The organism is Aedoeadaptatus coli (genome assembly GCF_900343085.1).
Taxonomy (GTDB): Bacteria; Bacillota; Clostridia; order Tissierellales; family Peptoniphilaceae; genus Aedoeadaptatus; species Aedoeadaptatus coli.
This window is the reverse complement of sequence record NZ_OPYI01000018.1, coordinates 1-18,656: the sequence shown is the minus strand read 5'-3', so window position 1 is coordinate 18,656 and position 18,656 is coordinate 1. Positions and strand designations below refer to the sequence as shown.

At 49.2% G+C, this 18,656-nt stretch carries 16 protein-coding genes; 12 read left to right on the top strand and 4 right to left on the bottom strand.

Annotated elements, in window-relative coordinates:
• The first annotated feature begins 31 nt into the window (after nt 1–31).
• From DG046_RS08770 to DG046_RS08730, 9 genes are all read left to right on the top strand, one after another.
• A complete protein-coding gene (locus tag DG046_RS08770) occupies nt 32–958 on the top strand; it encodes a DUF1385 domain-containing protein (RefSeq protein WP_108832135.1) in 927 nt (308 codons plus the stop codon).
• Nucleotides 949–1,773 (top strand): peptide chain release factor N(5)-glutamine methyltransferase, encoded by an 825-nt coding sequence (gene prmC, locus DG046_RS08765; RefSeq protein ID WP_108832134.1) that lies wholly within the window; start codon nt 949–951, stop codon nt 1,771–1,773. Before DG046_RS08770 ends, prmC begins: the two co-directional genes overlap by 10 nt.
• Nucleotides 1,766–2,833 (top strand): peptide chain release factor 1, encoded by a 1,068-nt coding sequence (gene prfA, locus DG046_RS08760; protein ID WP_108832133.1) that lies wholly within the window; start codon nt 1,766–1,768, stop codon nt 2,831–2,833. The genes prmC and prfA overlap by 8 nt, the downstream gene beginning before the upstream one ends.
• A gap of 96 nt (nt 2,834–2,929) precedes the next feature.
• A complete protein-coding gene (locus tag DG046_RS08755) occupies nt 2,930–3,475 on the top strand; it encodes a rubrerythrin family protein (RefSeq protein WP_108832132.1) in 546 nt (181 codons plus the stop codon).
• A gap of 96 nt (nt 3,476–3,571) precedes the next feature.
• Nucleotides 3,572–4,948 (top strand): tRNA (N6-isopentenyl adenosine(37)-C2)-methylthiotransferase MiaB, encoded by a 1,377-nt coding sequence (miaB, locus tag DG046_RS08750; RefSeq protein WP_108832131.1) that lies wholly within the window; start codon nt 3,572–3,574, stop codon nt 4,946–4,948.
• On the top strand, nt 4,935–7,496 hold the full coding sequence (gene mutS, locus DG046_RS08745) for a DNA mismatch repair protein MutS (protein WP_108832130.1): 2,562 nt from the start codon (nt 4,935–4,937) through the stop codon (nt 7,494–7,496). Before miaB ends, mutS begins: the two co-directional genes overlap by 14 nt.
• Nucleotides 7,489–9,333: a DNA mismatch repair endonuclease MutL gene (gene mutL, locus DG046_RS08740; protein ID WP_159082112.1), complete on the top strand. Its 1,845-nt coding sequence runs from the start codon at nt 7,489–7,491 to the stop codon at nt 9,331–9,333. The genes mutS and mutL overlap by 8 nt, the downstream gene beginning before the upstream one ends.
• Nucleotides 9,330–10,268, top strand: coding sequence for a tRNA (adenosine(37)-N6)-dimethylallyltransferase MiaA (gene miaA / locus DG046_RS08735; RefSeq protein WP_108832128.1), 939 nt, complete (start codon nt 9,330–9,332; stop codon nt 10,266–10,268). Before mutL ends, miaA begins: the two co-directional genes overlap by 4 nt.
• The gene (locus tag DG046_RS08730) at nt 10,237–11,466 is read left to right on the top strand and encodes a methionine gamma-lyase family protein (protein ID WP_108832127.1); all 1,230 of its coding nucleotides are present in this window, start codon (nt 10,237–10,239) and stop codon (nt 11,464–11,466) included. Before miaA ends, DG046_RS08730 begins: the two co-directional genes overlap by 32 nt.
• A 49-nt stretch (nt 11,467–11,515) precedes the next feature.
• Here the strand turns inward: DG046_RS08730 and DG046_RS08725 are convergent, their stop codons facing one another.
• A complete protein-coding gene (locus DG046_RS08725) occupies nt 11,516–13,081 on the bottom strand; it encodes a helix-turn-helix domain-containing protein (protein ID WP_108832126.1) in 1,566 nt (521 codons plus the stop codon).
• 139 nt (nt 13,082–13,220) lie between these two features.
• Nucleotides 13,221–13,844 (bottom strand): transcriptional repressor LexA, encoded by a 624-nt coding sequence (lexA, locus tag DG046_RS08720; protein WP_108832125.1) that lies wholly within the window; start codon nt 13,842–13,844, stop codon nt 13,221–13,223.
• 174 nt (nt 13,845–14,018) lie between these two features.
• Between lexA and DG046_RS08715 the strand changes: the two genes are divergently transcribed.
• Together DG046_RS08715 and DG046_RS08710 are read left to right on the top strand one after the other, a co-directional pair.
• The gene (locus DG046_RS08715) at nt 14,019–14,375 is read left to right on the top strand and encodes a LysM peptidoglycan-binding domain-containing protein (protein WP_108832124.1); all 357 of its coding nucleotides are present in this window, start codon (nt 14,019–14,021) and stop codon (nt 14,373–14,375) included.
• Nucleotides 14,376–14,981: 606 nt separating this feature from the next.
• Nucleotides 14,982–15,230, top strand: coding sequence for an AbrB/MazE/SpoVT family DNA-binding domain-containing protein (locus DG046_RS08710; RefSeq protein ID WP_108832123.1), 249 nt, complete (start codon nt 14,982–14,984; stop codon nt 15,228–15,230).
• Between the two features lie 367 nt (nt 15,231–15,597).
• Here the strand turns inward: DG046_RS08710 and DG046_RS08705 are convergent, their stop codons facing one another.
• Both DG046_RS08705 and rny read right to left on the bottom strand, forming a co-directional pair.
• Entirely contained in the window at nt 15,598–16,602 is a 1,005-nt protein-coding gene (locus DG046_RS08705) for a tyrosine recombinase XerC (protein ID WP_108832122.1), read from the bottom strand.
• A gap of 63 nt (nt 16,603–16,665) precedes the next feature.
• Complete coding sequence (rny, locus tag DG046_RS08700; protein ID WP_108832121.1) at nt 16,666–18,210, bottom strand: ribonuclease Y; 1,545 nt, start codon at nt 18,208–18,210, stop codon at nt 16,666–16,668.
• A 249-nt stretch (nt 18,211–18,459) separates the two neighbouring features.
• Between rny and DG046_RS08695 the strand changes: the two genes are divergently transcribed.
• The coding region (locus DG046_RS08695) for a transposase (RefSeq protein WP_470207167.1) at nt 18,460–18,656 on the top strand (197 nt) is incomplete at its 3' end.

Here is an 18,656-nt window from a genome sequence, read left to right as displayed (position 1 = left end):
GGGCCCTTTTTTTTAAGGAGTTTCACCCTATATGAACGAATCCTTTAAGACGACCATCGGCGGCCAAGCCCTGATCGAAGGGGTCATGATGCGGGGCCCGTCGAAGACAGCCTACGCCGTGAGAAAACCCGGGGGCGACATCGCCATGCGCGTCGATAATAATAAAAGCATCGCCGATAAATATCCCTTTTTAAATTGGCCCATTATTCGCGGCGCCGTGAAATTAATCGAGGCCATGGTTATCGGCGTGGACGCCATTATGTATTCCGCCTCTTTTTGGGAAGACGAGGAAGGCGAAGAAGAGGACTTTTTCACCAAACATTTCCCGGAACACGGAGAAAAGATCGAGCAGATCGTTACTGTGAGCTTCTCCGTTCTTTTGGCCGTTTTATTTTTTATGGTGCTTCCCAATGTGCTGGCCACGTATTTTGAGCGCCACATTACAAGTTCCGTTTTGTTAAACCTCGTGGAGGGCGTCTTTCGAATCGGGATCTTCTTCGCCTACATGGCGTTGATTTCGAAGCAGAAAGACATCGGCCGCGTCTTCGAATACCACGGCGCGGAACACAAATCCATCGCCTGCTACGAAGCCGGCGCGCCCCTTGAGGTAGAGGAGGTAAGAAAATATTCCCGCCTCCATCCCCGCTGCGGCACGAGCTTTCTGTTTATGGTCCTGATCCTTTCGGTGATCATTCTGTCCTTCTTCGGTTGGCCTTCATTTTTTGGCCGCATCCTCGTGCGTCTGTTGGTCTTTCCCTTAATCGCAGGCGTAAGCTATGAGGTCAATCGCCTGGTGGGAAAATACGACACGCCCCTTACCATGGCTTTGCGCTACCCGGGGCTGATGATTCAAAAGCATTTTACCGTGCGGGAGCCCGACGACAGCCAAATCGAAGTGGGCATCGCCTCTTTAAAGGCTGTTTTGCCCGCCGAAGGGGAAAGTGATCTATGGAAGTAAAGACGGCCTTTGAAGAGGCTTGTGCGGCCTTAAAAGGGGATCGGCGAAGGATCTACGAGGTATTCGACGGCCTCTTTCATTTGGATCGAAAGGCCCTTTTTATGAATCCGGAAAAAAATCTTTCCGAGGACGAGGTTTCATGCCTGCGTCTTGCCGTCAAAAAAATGGCTCGGGGCATGCCCATGGCCTACGCATTAAAACAGGCGTATTTTTACGGCGAGGCATTTTATGTAGACGAGCGGGTCTTAATTCCCCGTTACGACACGGAAAGAAGCGTGGATTCCATTTTGCGGCTGGCGCCTCGCGCGATGCGCATCCTTGAAATCGGCACGGGAAGCGGCTGCGTGGCCATCACTTTGGGGCGGCTTTATCCCGATGCAGTCATCCATGCCGCGGATATATCCCCGGACGCACTGGATGTGGCGGAGATTAATAAAAATATGCACGGCGCACGCAATGTGAATCTGATTCAATCCGATCTTTTTTCTGCGATTGAGGGCACTTATGATGTGATCTATTCCAATCCGCCTTATATTACAACCGATGAAATGCGGGAACTGGATGAAAGCGTCGCCCTTTACGAGCCCCATTTGGCCCTTGAAGGCGGCGAAGACGGCCTGGATTTTTACCGAAAGATCGTGGAAGATGCGCCGCGGTTTTTGAATCCCGGGGGCTATTTGATATTTGAAATCGGGGCGAAACAGAGAAAATATATAGAAAAATTACTGAAAGATCATGATTTTTCGGCCATCGGTTCCGAGAAAGATTTCAGCGGCTTGGATCGCGTCGTTTTTGGGAGGTTAGAAAATGTTTGAAAATTTATCCGTATACGAAGATCGCTACAATGAACTGAACGAGATGATGATGGATCCGAAGGTTCAAAGCGACAGTAAGCTCTTGCAAAAGACGGCCATCGAACACGCGGAAATCGAGCCCATCGTAAAAAAATACAGAGAGTACACGGAAACGACGGAGGCCATTGCCGAAAACAAGAGCATGTTCGACGAAAAATTGGACGACGACATGCGAGAGCTCGTAAAAGAAGAGCTGAAAATGGAAGAAGAGCATCTGGCGGAAATCGTGGAGGAATTAAAGATTCTCTTGATTCCGAAGGATGAAAACGACGACAAAAACGTCATCGTGGAAGTGCGCGGCGGCGCCGGCGGCGATGAGGCGGCTCTTTTTGCAGGCGTCCTCGTGCGTCAATACATTCACTACGCCGACAATCACAACTGGAAGACCGAAATGATGTCCAGCAACGAAAACGGCATCGGAGGCTTTAAAGAAGCCATCCTTTTGATTCAGGGAAAGGGCGCCTTTTCTCGCCTGAAGTACGAATCGGGGGTTCACCGCGTGCAACGGGTGCCCGAGACGGAATCCTCCGGCCGAATTCATACGTCCACGGCCACGGTAATCGTCATGCCTGAAATCGACGACGTGGAAGTGGAAATCGACCCCAACGACGTGCGCGTGGACGTGTTCCGTTCCTCGGGCAACGGCGGTCAATCGGTCAACACCACGGATTCCGCCGTTCGCTTAACCCACGAGCCCACGGGGATTGTGGTCAGCTGCCAAGATGAAAAGAGCCAGTTGAAAAATAAGGACAAGGCCTTTAAGATTTTGAAGGCGAAACTTTACGACATGGAGCTGCAAAAGCAGGAAGATGAACTGAGCAAGGAAAAGAAATCTCAAATCGGCTCCGGCGATCGCTCCGAACGGATTCGCACCTACAATTATCCTCAAGGCCGCGTTACAGACCACCGCATTAACTACACGAGCCACCGCATCGACGATATTAACAACGGGGATTTGGACGATTTAATCGATGCGCTGACGGCGGCGGATCAAGCGGCGAAAATCGAAAACGTCGATTGAGAACGCGTGGCATTTCATTAAGAAAGCTTGTTTTATTATCATTTATAAGATATAATGAAGAGGCAAAGAAACAACATGATATAAGGAGGCATTATTATGCACGCAATGACACAAGACAACTTAAGAAGCGCATTCGGCGGCGAAAGCCAAGCACACGTCCGCTACGGTATTTGGGCAAAAGCTGCCGGCAAGGAAGGCTTCACCAATGTTGAAAGACTCTTCAACTGCACCGCTGAAGCTGAACGCGTTCACGGCAATCTGCACTTCAAAGCCCTGAAAGACATTCACGGCGACTTCGCCGTCACCAGCATGGCCGGTTTCGGTATCGGCAGCACCTCCGAAAACCTTCAAAAAGGTATCGACGGTGAAACCTTCGAATTTACCGAAATGTACCCCGCATTTATCGAAGTAGCCAAGATGCAAGGCGAAGACGAAGCTGTAAAGGCTATGCGTTACGCTATCGAAGCTGAAAAAATCCACGCCGTTCGCTACGAAGAAGCGAAAAAAGCAGTCGACGCAGGCAAGGATTTAGACGCAAAAGACATTCTTCTCTGCCCCGTATGCGGCTACATCACCTTTGATGCAAGCGAAGAAGAATGCCCCATCTGCCACACCAAATCCAAGGCATTTGTCGCTTACTAAGAACAAAAAAGACATCTTCGGGTGTCTTTTTTCATGCCCAAAATTTCGATTTCAACTATGGTATAATGGGAAGAACTGTTAATTAAAGGAGTAAGCATGGAAGAAAAATTTCAACATTTAATCGAACGTGTAAAGGAAGTCCACGGCGGCGAAACCTACGTCATCACCACCCACGGCTGCCAAATGAATGAACACGATTCGGAAAAAATAAAAACATTATTAAGTACCATGGGCTTTAAAGAGATCGATCGGGAAGAGGAAGCGGACCTGGCGATTATCAATACCTGTTCCGTTCGCCACAGCGCGGAAGATAAGGTCATCGGGCACATCGGTCGCTTAAAGCATATTAAGAAGCAAAACAAAGATTTAAAAGTGGCCGTCTGCGGATGCATGATGCAGCGAAAAGAATCCAGAGATTATGTGCTGAACACGTTTAACCACGTGGACATCGTCTTCGGTACGAACAATATCTACCGCCTGCCTCAGCTGATTTTGGAAAGCGACGACAAGAAAAACGCCGTGGTGGACATTGACGAAAGCTATACGAATTTCGACAATCAAATCTATTCCCGAACGGCGGGGAATGCGGCTTACGTGAATATCGTCTACGGATGCAATAATTTCTGTACCTACTGCATCGTGCCCTACACTCGCGGCCGCGAGGTCTCCCGTGCGCCGGAAGATATTTTAGACGAAATTAAAAACCTCGTGGCGGACGGGGTCAATGAAGTGACCCTGTTGGGGCAAAATGTGAACTCCTACGGAAAAAATTTAGAAGAGAAAATCACATTTGCCGAGCTTCTGCGCATGGTGCACGAGGTGGAGGGGATCGAGCGCATCCACTTTACCACCTCCCACCCGAAGGACATGTCCGATGATTTAATCGCCTGTTACAGGGATCTTCCGAAGCTCGCCAATTTCCTCCACCTCCCCGTGCAATCCGGCTCGAATCGCGTGTTGAAGATGATGAATCGCCATTACACCCGGGAAGATTACTTTACATTGATCGACAAAGTGCGCGCCGTGCGTCCGGATATTTCTCTTTCAACGGATATTATGGTCGGTTTTCCCGGCGAGACGGAAGAAGATTTCGAGGACACTCTGGATCTGGTGAAACGCGTTCAATACGACAACGCCTTTACCTTTATTTATTCGAGACGGGAAGGCACCCGCGCCGATAAAATGGAAAACCAAGTGCCGAAGGACGTGAAGGACGCGCGATTCCAACGCCTTCTAGATGCGGTTTACGCCATTCAACGGGAAAAGTACGAAGCGCTGCACGGCACGGTGCAAGAGGTGCTCTTTGAATCGGTGAGCAAAAACGATCCGACGAAAATGAGCGGGCGGACCGCCGGGTTCAAACTGGTCCACGCGCCCTACGACGCGGATTCCATCGGCAAAATGGTGCCGGTGAAAATTACAGGAGGCAATACATTCTCTTTAGAAGGAGAAATCGTTCATGGAAAGCAGTGATTTCGAAAAATTAACGCCGGCCATGCGCCACTACGTCGAAACAAAAAATGAAAACCCCGATGCTTTTTTATTTTATCGCCTCGGGGATTTTTACGAGCTCTTCTTTAACGACGCCATCGTTGTTTCCGATCTTTTGGATTTGACCCTCACGAAAAAAAGCGGCGGGCTGGATGAAAAGATCGCCATGTGTGGCGTGCCCTACCGCGTGGCCAATCAATATGTAAAGCGCCTGGTGAAAATGGGTTATTCCGTGAGCATTTGCGATCAGGTGGAAGATCCGAAACAAGCCAAGGGCTTGGTGAAAAGGGAAGTTACAAAGGTCGTCACCCCGGGCACCTTCATTGACGAAGATGAAGGGGAGGAGAGCCGCATTCTCACGAGCATCGCCCGGGAGGGAAAGATCGTGGAGCTGGCTCATTGCGATTATCCGGCGGGAAAAGTGTACATGGACCGAAAAGTCTGCTGGGACAAGCGGGAAACCGAAAGTTTTCTCGAAAAGCAATTCGCCCTCTATCGTCCGGCGGAGATTCTCTATGATCATGCTTTTTCGGAAAAGGCCACGATTCGAAAACTGGCGAAGCGCTACGATGTTTTAAAGAGCGGCGAAGTGTCTCGGGACCATCGTGAAATTTTAGCGTCTTACAAAGAACTGAATCGGGAAATCGACTACGATAGCGTCGCCCTCACCAATTTACTGGCTTATCTGGAGGCGACGCAGCACCGCAGACAGACCCACCTTCACATCTCCGCCCGTGAAGATCACGATGCCGTCATGGATCTTTCCGAAACCACCATTCGCAATTTGGAGCTCGTGAACAACAACCACGACAATCAAAAGGAACATTCCCTCTACGCCATTTTGGATCGTTGCAAGACGAAAATGGGGAGCCGCTATTTACGCACGTCCATCTTGCGCCCGTTAATGGACGAAAAGTTGCTGAATGAACGCTACGATCGCATCGACTCCCTTCACGGCGACCGGATTTTGTTCGACGATTTGCAGGAGCAGCTTGCGGGGATCTACGACATCGACCGCCTGTCCATATACATCGCCAACGAGACCATGACGCCGAAACAGATTGAGCGACTCGTAAAGAGTTTGGAGGCGGCGCAGCTGATCGTGCGGCTTCTTAAGAAGGCGGAGAACGAAGCTCTCCTTAAAATTTTTGACGGCGTGGATCTCATGGAAGAGATTTCGGATCAGTTGCGGGAAATTTTTATCGACGAGTTGCCGGCAAACTATCGGGAACAGCGCTTTATGGCCCATGGCGTGGACGAGGAGTTGGACCGACTCTTCGCTCTTTCCGAAAGCGGCAAGCAATGGATTTTGCAGCTGGAAGAAAAAGAGCGTGAAGCCAGCGGCATTAAAAATCTGCGGATTAAGTACAATAAAATATTGGGTTACTTTTTCGAGGTGTCGAAATCCTATGTGGATCAAGCGCCGGAGCATTTTATCCGAAAACAGACCCTCGTCGGCAGCGAACGATTTTTCACCGAGGAGTTGAAAAACAGGGAAGAGGAGATCCTCCACGGAAAAGAGCGCGCCCTGGAGCGGCAATTGGAGCTTTTGGAGGCAATTCAAAAGCGCATCGCAACGAAGCTTCCGTCCATTCAGCATTTGTCCGAAGCCATTCAAAAACTGGACGTGGCTTGTGCCCTGGCCGAGGTGGCGGAGCAATACAATTACCGCCGGCCCCGATTCAACGACGGCGGCGTGCTCTTTATTAAAGACGGCCGCCATCCCGTGGTGGAACGCACCATGGATGAGTCCTACATTCCCAACGACACCTATTTAGACGACGAGAAGGTCCTTCTTCAGATTATTACCGGGCCCAATATGGCGGGGAAATCCACCTACATGCGCCAAGTGGCTTTGATTCAGATTATGGCCCAAATCGGCTCCTTTGTGCCGGCGGAAGAGGCGAATCTGCCCATGGTTGATCAAATCTTTACGCGGATCGGCGCCTCCGATTACCTGACGCGGGGCCAGTCCACTTTTATGGTCGAGATGACGGAGGTGGCGGAAATTTTGCGCCTCGCCACGGCGCGTTCCTTGATTCTCTTCGACGAAGTGGGCAGGGGCACCAGCACCTACGACGGCCTTTCCATCGCCTGGTCCATTATCGAATACATTTACAAAGAAGTTCGCGCGAAAACCCTCTTTGCCACCCACTATTTCGAGCTCACGGAACTGGAAAATCGCTACGACGGCATATTAAATGTCACCGTGGCCACGGAAGAGGTGGACGACGAGATCCGCTTTTTAAGGAAAATCATCGTCGGCCAAAGCAATTACTCCTTCGGTATCGACGTGGCGAAGCTTGCCGGCGTAAAAGAAGAGGTCATCGAGCGGGCGCGAGACGTTCTCGATCATTTGGAATCCGACGGCCGTGGAAAAGCCGTGGAAACTGTAGGAAACGATGTCGTCGTCGCCGACAAGGGACCGGATCCATTGCGGGAAAAAATTCGATCCATCGACATTAATCAGACGACGCCCTTAGAAGCTCTCATGCTTCTCGAAGCCTTAAAGGAGGATGCCGATGCGTGAAATACATGCACTAAGCGATCAGACGATTTCTCAAATCGCGGCCGGCGAAATCATCGAAAACCCCGCCTCCATCATTAAGGAATTGGTGGAAAATGCCATCGACGCAAATGCCGATCGAATCAGCATTCGCCTGTCGGACAATCTTTTGGATGAAATTCGCATCGCCGACAATGGTGACGGCATCGAAAAGAGTCAAATCCACAAGGCCTTCTCCCGCCACGCCACATCGAAGCTTCGTACCATTTCCGATTTGGATATGATTACGAGCTTGGGCTTTCGCGGCGAGGCCCTGGCAAGCATCGCCAATATCAGCCAAATGGAATGCGTAACGAAGACCGCCGACAGTGACTTCGCCTACCGATTTATCGTGGAAAAAGGCGTGGTATCTCAAGGGGAGCCCGTGGGCGCGCCGGTGGGGACGACGATGATCGTGCGGGACATTTTTTACAACACGCCGGTGAGAAAGAAGTTTTTAAACACCACGACGAAAGAAATTCGCCGCATCGTCGAGGTGGTGGAACTTTTGGCTTTGAGCCATCAAGACGTCTCCATCCACCTGTCCCGCAATCAAAAGACCTTGCTCCACTCCAAGTGCTCCGACGACAAGATCAATCACATCTATTCCATTCTCGGCAAGGACATCGCGAAAAACCTTCTGCCTATTTCCTTCGATACGGAATCCTACAAAATCGAAGGCTTTATCGGAAATAATTTGCTCCACCGGGCGACGCCGGATCGGGAATTTTTATTCGTAAACGGCCGCGGCGTCAAGAGCAGCGACATCGCCCGAGCCATTCGAAAGGTGTACCGCTCTTTAATTCCCTTGAACCACTATCCGGTCTACGTCCTCTACATTACCATCGACCCGATCTTAATCGACGTGAATATTCACCCGCAGAAGCAAACCATTCGCCTGTCCAATGAAAATCAACTGACGACGATTTTAGAGCGCCTCGTAGAAGAAAATCTTCGGCCCAAACGGGAGATTCCCACAGTCGATGAACTCAATGATAATACAAAAGAAGCGGAAGCGCAGGTACCGGAAAAAACAATCTTTGAGCTGAGCAGAGAGCGAAAGATCGAAAGCGAGAAGCCGAAAGCGCCGGCCTTTGACTTCTCCGATCGCGCGCCCCTTGCGGCGGAAGATAAAAAAGCGTATGGGGATAAACCGGAGCCCTTGTTTGCGGAATCCTCTCCCGACATAGTAGCAATCAATGTGGATAAGGAGCCTGCGAAAAAGGCGCAGCCCCTGGATGTGAGCCTCTACCAATTTTTGGCCGTGGTGTTTAAAACCTACGTGCTTTTTGAAAACAAAAGGGATCACCGCGTCCTCGTGGTGGATCAGCACGCCGCTCACGAGCGAATTCTTTACGAGCGTTACAGCAAGAAAATTCGCGAACGGGCCGTGGCGACTCAACTTCTTCTCGTGCCCATCACCATGCACCTGAGTCCCGAGGAAATGCATGCCGTGGAGACACATATGGCCGACTACGAACGCCTCGGCATCTATCCTGAAGTCTTCGGCGAGCAGGACATCGTGATTCGCGAGGTGCCGGAGCATTTATTAATCGACGACTTTCGGCAATTCTTTTTGGACTCCATTCATCTGTTGGACGAGGGCGTCAATGTGAAGGAGCAGAATATTTATAAAATCATGCGCCTCGCCTGCAGAAGTGCCATAAAAGCAGGGGACAAGATTTCAGAAGAAGAAGCTTACGCCCTTCTCGAGGAATTAAACGACGCGGACACGCCCTTTACCTGTCCGCACGGGCGGCCCACCATGATTCACGTGGAAAAACGCGCCTTCGAAAAACTGTTTTTAAGGGAGGGACTATGAAACCACTAATTTTGATTACCGGGCCCACCGGTTCCGGAAAGTCCGACCTTTGCGTGGCCCTCGCTAAAAAACTCCATACGGAAATTATTTCCGCGGATTCCGTGCAGGTCTACCGCGGTTTTACGATCGGCAGCGGAAAGATTATGCCGCAGGAGACGGAGGGCATCGTTCACCACCTTATCGACATAAAAGATCCCGAGGAATTTTATTCCGCCGCCGATTTTTACGAAGCCGCCGCGCCGATCTTTGACGATCTGTGGCGCGCGGGAAAGATTCCCATCGTCTGCGGGGGAACCGCTCTTTACATTCACAGCTTAATTTACGATTTGGATTTTTCTGAAAAGCCTTCGGCGGAACTTCGAAAGGAGCTCAACGATCTCTATAATCGACAAGGGCTCGAATACATGGTGGCACTATTGAAGGATAAGGACGCCACCTTGGCTGAGGCCGTGGATTTAAACAATCCCCGCCGCGTTATTCGCGCTCTGGAGCGAATCGAATCCGGCCACGTGGAGACGGAGCAGCTTCGGAAAAAACGCAAAGGCGTCGATCCCCTCTACATCGTCTTGGATTGGGAGCGGGAGGCCCTCTACGATCGAATTAACCGCCGCGTTATGAAAATGGTGGATGCCGGGCTCTTTGAAGAGGTAGAGGTGCTCTATAAGGCCTATGGAGACGAGGTGAAGCCCATGGGTTCCATCGGCTACAAAGAAGTGGTGAAGTATATAGAAGGGGAGTGGGATAAGGCCACTGCCATCGAAAAAATCCAACAACATTCCAGAAATTTTGCCAAGCGGCAGATGACCTGGTTTCGCAAGGAAGAAGACGCCGTGTTTATCCCCATGTCGGAGTTGACAAAGGATGCGGCAATTGAGGAGATTTTAGAACTGGAGAGAGAAAAATATGGTACAGATCGCGGATTTAAAGGCGATTGAAGCGAGCCTTCAAGAACCCTTTGCTGCCCTGGATGAGATTTGTTTATTTAATCAGGAAAAAGTATTAAAGGCTCTGCAATCCGTTCGCTTGGCGTCGACGGATTTCAACTGGGCCACCGGCTACGGCTACGGAGATGTAGGCAGAGAAAAGGTTGAGGCCGTTTACGCCGCCCTCTTTCGCACGGAAGACGCGTTGGTGCGGCCCAATATGGTTTCCGGCACCCATGCCATCGCCCTCACTATAAAAGCCTTGACGAAGGCGGGAGATACCATCGCCTCCGTTTCCGGCTCTCCCTACGACACCTTGCACAAAGTGCTTGGCACCGCCGGGAATGCGCCGGGGAACTTGAAATCTGAGGGCATCGCTTATCGGGAGCTTCCTTTAAAGGATAATGGCGCCATGGACTACGAGGCCATTAGCGATTTCGTGTCCCGGGACACGGATCTCGTAATTATGCAGCGCTCCACCGGCTATTCCGATCGACGGGCCTTTACCGTCGATGAAATCAAGCGGGCGGTGGATGAAATCAGAAAAAGCTACGACGGCATCATTTTTCTCGACAATTGCTACGGCGAGTTCACGGAAAAAATCGAGCCCACCGAAATCGGCGTCGATGTCATGGCGGGCTCCCTCATTAAAAATCCCGGCGGCGGCCTGAGCCTTTCCGGAGGCTACGTCGTCGGAAGCGAGAAAATCATCGAGCGAGTGGCGGCGGAACTGACGGCGCCCGGCATCGGGAAAGAATGCGGCCTCTCCTTCGGACAGACCCGAAACACCTTGATGGGCCTGTTTCTCGCGCCTCATCGCGTGGCAAATTGCATCAAAGGCGCAATGCTCTTTGCGAAAACATTCGAAACCATGGGCTACGATTGCATCCCCGCATCCACGGATCCGAGAAGCGATATCGTCCAATCCATCGCCCTGGAGACGCCGGAAAATCTCGTGCGTTTTTGCCGCGCCATCCAGGCGGCCTCGCCGGTGGATTCCCACGTCACGCCCTATCCCTGGGACATGCCCGGCTACGAAGATCAGGTCATTATGGCGGCGGGCGGCTTTATCGAAGGCAGCAGCATCGAATTGTCCGCTGACGGCCCCATGCGCGCGCCCTACCGCGTGTATTTCCAAGGCGGCCTTACTTACGAACACATAAAACTCGCCCTGATTCAGGTACTTGAGGCCCTCGAACAAGAGGCATAATAAAACCCCGATGCCTTCCGCGGTGACGGAAGCTCGGGGTCATTTTTTATTACGAATAAACGGCGAGCAGCCGCTTAAATTCTGAAATATCCGTATAGCCTTTTCGCTTTTTCAAATCGGTGTCGTATCCCTGCTTCTTAATTCTTAAATCGCGGCACAGGCCCTGTAATTCATAAGGCGAGGGCAGTTGGCCGAACGTATAGACCAAGGCCCCTTCCGGCACGGACTCCACGAAAAAGTCGGTGATGATTAAATCGTAAGGCAGTTGGGCCAAATGATCCATGTCGACGCGATAACCGTCGTAAAGCTCGGCGTGAATTAAATTCGACGTTCCCTTGTTGATCAAGTGAACCAGGGTTTTTCCGAAAAAGGAATCGTCTTGGCTGACAACCAGGGCCTTGTAAGGCTCGCGACCGTAAAACAGTTGAGAGAGAAGATCCGGCCAGAGGCTGTAAAATGCCAAGGTCAGTTCGTCGATGGTGTAATCCCTGAATTCCGGAAATTCGCGAACAAATTCTTTAAAAATCGCCGTCAACTCCGTATGAAGCTCCGGATTTGCAAAGGAGATGTAGGCGAGCAGGTAGGTGGAGCGCTTGAGGAAAAATTCCCGTTTTTTAAAATTGGAGAGGCGATAGGTAAAGTAAACCGCCAGGGAGCGATACAACTCGTCCCGATCCTCCAGTTGCAGATGAAATTGATCCAAAAAGCCAGGCAAGCGGGATTTAAAAAAGGCTTCACAACTTTTTATGGATTGGAGTTTCTCCTCCAAAAGATCCGGATCGTCGAAGAGAATGGGATTTTCTTCCGCATAAAAAATAGACAAGATGCTGACCAGAAGATCCACCGGCGTGCTAACTTGTTTCCTCGGCATGACGTCGTCAACTAATTTCATAACCACTTCGTCGGTGGCCAGCAATTTCGCATTGGCGATTAATTCGTCTCGATAATTTTCCGTATGAATCGTATGGCCCTGCATGAGGCGGAAAAATGATACGGCGATGGAGACCTTTATGTAATTGTGCTGCGCCGGGGAAGGGGAGAAGTGGAGGAAGCTGTACATGCGCTCGGCGAAAGTCTCCACGAGATCTTCCGAGATGGTGCCGTCAAAAGGCCATTCGCCGGGATGCAACATGGTCTCGATAAACATATTCACGTAAAAATTCCGGATTTCTTTTTCCTCGCCTTCAAACTGAAAATCCGAATAAGAGAAAGAGAGATCGTAGACGCCCATAAGCTGCTCGTTAAAATTTTGTACGTGGCGATAAATCGACGTCTCGCTGAATCCCAAATCAAAGGCCAGATCGGATTTCTTAATGGTGGGATCGAAAAAAGCCTGAAAGAGAATTTTATAGAGCAGCGACTCGCGAACCAGTAATTTCTTCATGCTGATTAAACCGAAATTCGGGCGGAACTGCACATAAAGCATGGAACCGTTATAAAAAAATTCGGCATGGTCCTTAAACTTTTTCTCGACGATGAGAACGTAGTTGCGAACCGTTTTTTTCGTGACGCCGATGACCGCAGCCAAATCCCCCAGTTGGATCCACTTGTTGCGTTCCTTATATAAAATGGTCAGAAGGGCCATTAAATTTTTGTCCTGATTTAAAAATAACATACTGCCTCCGTTGCATCAGAAGATTAAGAAATATTATTCCATTATATCCTTTCTGCTGGAAAATAGAAGAAAGAATCGGTCGTCGAGCAGAAAAAAGCGCTCAAAAAATGCCGTCGAGAACACTCGGCGGCAAATAGGTTTAAAACAGGCGATAGAGGCCGATGACGCGGCCCAGTACCTTGAGTTCGTCCACGTAAATGGGCTCCATGGTGCTGTTTTCCGGCTGGAGACGGAAGCGTTGATTTTCTTCATCGCGATAGAAGGTCTTGATGGTGGCTTCGTCTTCGATAAGGGCCAGAATAATTTCCCCTTCCTCGGCGGAGGAGGCGGGTTCGATTAAAACCTGATCGCCGTCTAAAATGCCGGCATCGATCATGCTTTCTCCCTGAACCGTTAAAAAGAAGAGATTGCGGTCTTTTACAAAATCCGTGGCCATGGGCACGGTGTCGGAAATATTTTCCGAAGCTAAAATGGGAAGCCCGGCGGCGACGCGGCCGAGAATGGGAATATCGGTGGTTTTCTTTTTTGCGGAGAGGAAATCATCATCCTGACGAATCACCTCGATGGCCCGATTAATGGTGGCGCCGCGACGAATGTAATTCTTAAGTTCCAACTTTTCTAAATTGGAGTGAACGGTGGACGTACTCTTAATGTTACAGCCATTGCAGATTTCGCGAATAGAAGGGGGGTAGCCGTTGGAATCGATAAAGCGTTTAATATAAAAGAGAATTTCCATTTCCCGTTTTTCAAGATCTTCATACATGGTATATATCGCTCCTTTTCATGAGGTACATTTAGTATATCAGAGACGAACAAACATTTCAAACATACATTCAAAAAAGCTTGACAGGAAACAATTGTTCAGATACAATTGGAACAAACGTACGAACATCCTTTCAAAACATACGATCGAACATTTAGTTCATGGAGGCATGAAATGAAAAGAGAGAAAGCCATGAATCGCCCCTGTCAAATAAATAAACGTTCTTCCGCACGAGCCGTTAAATACAGAAAGCGCCTACGCCTGCTGCCGATCATTCTTCTTTTATTAATGAGCATTATGGGAACCACCGTACCGAAGAGCGTGGGAAGCTATCAGGTGCGGGAAGCATACTGTGTCAAGCCGGGAGATACTCTGTGGTCCATCGCATCGTCCTACGCCGATGAGAGCGACGATTTGCGCCTTATGATCCACCGCATGGTGGAGGCCAATGACTTAAAGGATAATTGCACCCTAAGGCCGGGAGAGACGATTTATGTCGTATTGGAGGAACGCGACCTTCGCTCTAATTGAATCCATTAAGGATGACCTGCCGGTGGTGTCGCGTATCTTCTCGGCGCGACCGGCCCACAACTCACATCTGAATATAAGTACACATAGGAAAAGACGGCAAGGCGCCGTCTTTTTTTAATGCCTTTTCGGATGAATCCTTTAGGAATGGAATGGAAGAAGAGAGAACATGATGTCGTGAAATTTATGAGACACTCTAAAAATAATTAGTCACAAAATATAAATTTTGTGACTAAAACACGCTATTAAAATAAAGAGGGGCGGTCGTTAAATTTCACGGCACTTTAAGCGGTTCCGTATTGTCTATATGTAACGCTATGAATCTTTCATTTAAAGGCCTTAAATTCGATTTTGCGGCTTCGTTTTTAAGCAAAGGATGAACTCCATCCCATGATCCGCCTAAATTATACTATGAAATCTTTGTCCCGTAGATCCTAACCAAAACGCCTCCGGTCGATCTTTATTTATTATCCTGAGTACTTTTCATATTATTTATCCGGCTATCAATTCAATCAATGGACGGTTCAGCCAAATCATTACTTGACTGCCATGAATAAAGCATTTATGGTTTAGTTAGAGAGTATTAATTTCCAACTCAAGAGGTTTATGATGTTAGTTGAATTAAAAGCGAAATCACAGGTAACCATTCCGAAAGACATCGTTCAGTCCATGAAATTGAATCAAGGCGATCAGTTTGAAGTCATCGAAGACAACGGAAAAATTGTCCTCGTGCCCGTTGCAGTCTATCCAGAACACGTTAAAAGGAGCTTAAAGGCCGAAATCAAGGAATCCATAAAAAACGGCAATCAGCCGGTCTTTGATTCCATCGACTCTCTTTTCGAGGAATTAGATAAGTAATGTCCGAAGTAGTACTTCTTTGCGATATCGGGCACTATGATATTCTGAATAAATTTTAAAACCTCCTCTGCTTTATGGCATAGGAGGTTTTTTACTGAGTGAAGGCCGGTTCACGGCGTATTGTACCGGTGCTCAATGATATCAAGCCATGGATATCGTCGTTTCCTGAGATTGACGCCGTGGAATCGAAATAGCGGGCTTTTCATTTATAAAGCACATGGGAACCCGGGTAAGATAGAAAGTCCGCTATTCCTCGCTTAGAGACTCTACAAAATAAGTTTATGATTTCATAGAATGGTTTTGTATTCATTAAATCATGTGTCGGAAAAGAGATCGAACGTTCGAACATATGATTGTTCCGGAAATCCTATTTTTTTTCTTTTTCCGCATCCTCAAGCATTTTTTTCACGTCCTCCACATTGGCCAGGGGGTTTTGGCTCATGGTGTGGCGAATGTCTTCCATATTGACGTGGGTGTAGATTTGCGTCGTGGAAATGGACTCGTGGCCGAGGATTTCCTGAAGGGACTTCAGGTCTTCGTCGCCGAATTGATACATCAAGGTGGCCGCCGTGTGGCGCAGTTTATGCACGGTGTATTTTTTCGTATCGAAACCGGCGTTTTTTAAATGCTTTTCAAGCATGTGCTGAATGGAGCGATTGCTCATGCGGCTTTTCCGCATGCTTAAGAAGAGGGCCCCCTCTTCTTCCAAGCCTTCGGCCTTCCTCGCCGCCAAATAGGCGTCGATGGAGCGCTGAACATTGTCGTTTAAATAGACCAGGCGTTCCTTGGAGCCCTTGCCCCAAATGCGCAAGGTGCGGTCTTTATTTAAATCCTCCACATTTAATGATGCGAGTTCACTGAGGCGCAGGCCGCAGTTTAAAAACAGGGTGGCGATGGCGTAATCCCGTCGGCGAAAGATCTCTTTCTGTTTAAAATTTTGAATGGAATGCAAGAGCCGCACGGCCTCTTCCAATGTTAAGTAGACGGGAAGGGAACGTTCGATCTTCGGCATGTCGATGTTTTCCGTCGGGTTTTTATCCAATACATCCACTTTATAGGTCAGATAGTCGAAAAAGGAGCGCACGGAAGAAATTTTTCGAAATTTCGTACGACTGCTGTTTTGCCTTTCCCGATCCAAATAGGAAATGTAGGCGTAAACATCGCCCTTGTCGATTTGTTCCAAAAGGGTCTTATCGACGGTGTCGATGTCCACTTCGTCTAAGGAATCTACGACGAGGCCTTCTTTTCGAACGCGCATGTAGCGTAGAAATTGCCGTATGTCGTAGTAATATTCTTTTATCGTGCCGTCGCTGCGGCCTTTGGCGGCGCGCAGGTAATTCAGGTAGTCGTCCAGTATGTTTGAGCGGATCATGTGTCACCTCGTAACTATCATAGCAAAGAAAACAAGAAAAAACCCGCCCGTGGGCAGGTTTTTTTATTTGGCGTATTCGACGGCGCGGGTTTCGCGGATCACATTGACTTTGATCTGACCGGGGAAATCCAGCTGAGCCTCGATTTCGTTGGCTATGTTTCGAGCCGTGGTCACCATGTGGGCCTCGTCGATTTCTTTGGGTTTCACGATGATGCGCAGTTCCCGGCCGGCTTGGACGGCGTAGGATTTTTCGATGCCGTCGAAACCGGTGGCGATTTCTTCCAGCTGTTCCAACCGCTTAATGTAGTTTTCGATGGTTTCCCGTCGCGCACCGGGTCGAGCCGCGCTGATGGCGTCGGCCGCCTGTACTAAGACGGATTCCAGTGAATCGAATTCCACATCGCCGTGGTGGGCCTCGATACCGTTAATGACGGCCTCAGGCTCTTTGTAGCGCCGCGCAAGTTCCACACCCAGTTCCACGTGGGGTCCTTCCACTTCGTGGTCGATGGACTTTCCTAAATCGTGGAGCAGACCGGCACGTCTGGCCAGTTTCGAGTCGATGCCGATTTCTTCGGCCAAGTAGCCGGCGATTTTCGATACTTCCACGGAGTGGCGCAAACAGTTTTGTCCGAAGCTGGTACGGAATTTCAAACGGCCCAGGTACTTCACCAGTTCCGGGTGAAGGCCGTGAACGCCTGCTTCGAATGCCGCTTCTTCGCCGCTTTCCTTGATAATCTCGTCCACTTCCTGTCTAGCTTTTTCCACCGTGTCTTCGATGCGCGTCGGGTGGATTCTCCCGTCGAGGACCAATTTTTCCAGCGTCAGGCGTGCGATTTCTCGGCGAATGGGATTAAAGGAAGAGACGACGACGGCCTCCGGCGTATCGTCGATGATTAAATCGACGCCGGTTAAGGCTTCGATGGCGCGAATGTTTCGGCCTTCCCGACCGATGATGCGGCCCTTCATTTCGTCGTTGGGCAAGTTCACCACGGAGACCGTGGACTCGGCCACTTCGTCGGCTGCGATCCGTTGAATGGCGTGAACGATTACGTCTTGAGCGATTTTTTTGCTCTCGTCTTTGACATAGCGTTCGTATTCGCGAATCTTCACCGCCGATTCCTGTGTCAGCTCGTTTTCCAATTCATTGAGAAGAATTTGCTTGGCTTCCTCTTTGGATAAGCCGGAGATCCGTTGAATTTCTTCGGACTTTTTGTCCACCAATTCGTCGATCAGATCTTCCTTCTCCTGAATGCGCGCTTGTTGGTCGAAAATCTGGCTTTCTTTTTTCTCCAAGGTCGCACTTTTCGATTGAAGCAAATCTTCCTTGGAATTTAAGCGATCTTCGTAGCGCTGCAGTTCGTTTTTTCGAGCATCACTTTCCTGTTGGACCGTATCCCGAAGCTTGTGTATTTCCTCTTTCGCTTGGAATAAAATATCGCGTTTATTGTTTTCGGCTTCACGTTCCGCATCAATAATGATATTCTTCGCTAGTTCTTCCGCATGATTGAGCTTTCCTTCAGCCAATGTTTTGCGTAAAAAATAACCAATAGCTACTCCGAGGATTCCAAATACCAATGCCGCAAGAATAGGTACCAAATATGCGGGCATATGGAACACCTCCTTATTTAATTTTCATGATTCAAATGGTATAAACCACTTGTTTATTATATCATAATTTGAATCTTTTGTTTCGATGATTTCTTTTCGCCACATTCTTTGCAGTAAAAAAGGACCGCATAGCGGTCCACAGAGTGATGACAAAGGGAGGGAGAATCATCCGATTCACCCTTCCTTTTTTTGTGTCATCAAACAGCATTCGCCTCAATTATAGTAAAATAGAGAAAAAAGGAGGCCGCCATGCTACACAAAGAAGACAAGAAAAAAGTAGAACAAATTCAAATGATTGCTCTGGATCAACTCGTGCCGGCAGATCATCTTTTGCGAAAAATTGACCGTTACGTGGACTTCGACTTCATCTATGACCTGGTGGAAGACCTTTACTGTCTAGACAACGGCCGACCCAGCATCGACCCCGTGGTTCTCATTAAACTCGT

What these genes read in the sequence shown, in the direction of transcription:
- DG046_RS08755 (WP_108832132.1), top strand. Translation starts at nt 2,930, where the DNA reads ATGCACGCAATGACACAAGACAACTTAAGAAGCGCATTCGGCGGCGAA.
- DG046_RS08725 (WP_108832126.1), bottom strand. Translation starts at nt 13,081, where the DNA reads ATGTTATTTTTAAATCAGGACAAAAATTTAATGGCCCTTCTGACCATT.
- mutL (WP_159082112.1), top strand. Translation starts at nt 7,489, where the DNA reads ATGCGTGAAATACATGCACTAAGCGATCAGACGATTTCTCAAATCGCG.
- mutS (WP_108832130.1), top strand. Translation starts at nt 4,935, where the DNA reads ATGGAAAGCAGTGATTTCGAAAAATTAACGCCGGCCATGCGCCACTAC.
- miaB (WP_108832131.1), top strand. Translation starts at nt 3,572, where the DNA reads ATGGAAGAAAAATTTCAACATTTAATCGAACGTGTAAAGGAAGTCCAC.
- DG046_RS08715 (WP_108832124.1), top strand. Translation starts at nt 14,019, where the DNA reads ATGAAAAGAGAGAAAGCCATGAATCGCCCCTGTCAAATAAATAAACGT.
- miaA (WP_108832128.1), top strand. Translation starts at nt 9,330, where the DNA reads ATGAAACCACTAATTTTGATTACCGGGCCCACCGGTTCCGGAAAGTCC.
- prmC (WP_108832134.1), top strand. Translation starts at nt 949, where the DNA reads ATGGAAGTAAAGACGGCCTTTGAAGAGGCTTGTGCGGCCTTAAAAGGG.
- rny (WP_108832121.1), bottom strand. Translation starts at nt 18,210, where the DNA reads ATGCCCGCATATTTGGTACCTATTCTTGCGGCATTGGTATTTGGAATC.
- DG046_RS08710 (WP_108832123.1), top strand. Translation starts at nt 14,982, where the DNA reads ATGTTAGTTGAATTAAAAGCGAAATCACAGGTAACCATTCCGAAAGAC.
- DG046_RS08705 (WP_108832122.1), bottom strand. Translation starts at nt 16,602, where the DNA reads ATGATCCGCTCAAACATACTGGACGACTACCTGAATTACCTGCGCGCC.
- DG046_RS08730 (WP_108832127.1), top strand. Translation starts at nt 10,237, where the DNA reads ATGGTACAGATCGCGGATTTAAAGGCGATTGAAGCGAGCCTTCAAGAA.
- lexA (WP_108832125.1), bottom strand. Translation starts at nt 13,844, where the DNA reads ATGTATGAAGATCTTGAAAAACGGGAAATGGAAATTCTCTTTTATATT.
- DG046_RS08770 (WP_108832135.1), top strand. Translation starts at nt 32, where the DNA reads ATGAACGAATCCTTTAAGACGACCATCGGCGGCCAAGCCCTGATCGAA.
- prfA (WP_108832133.1), top strand. Translation starts at nt 1,766, where the DNA reads ATGTTTGAAAATTTATCCGTATACGAAGATCGCTACAATGAACTGAAC.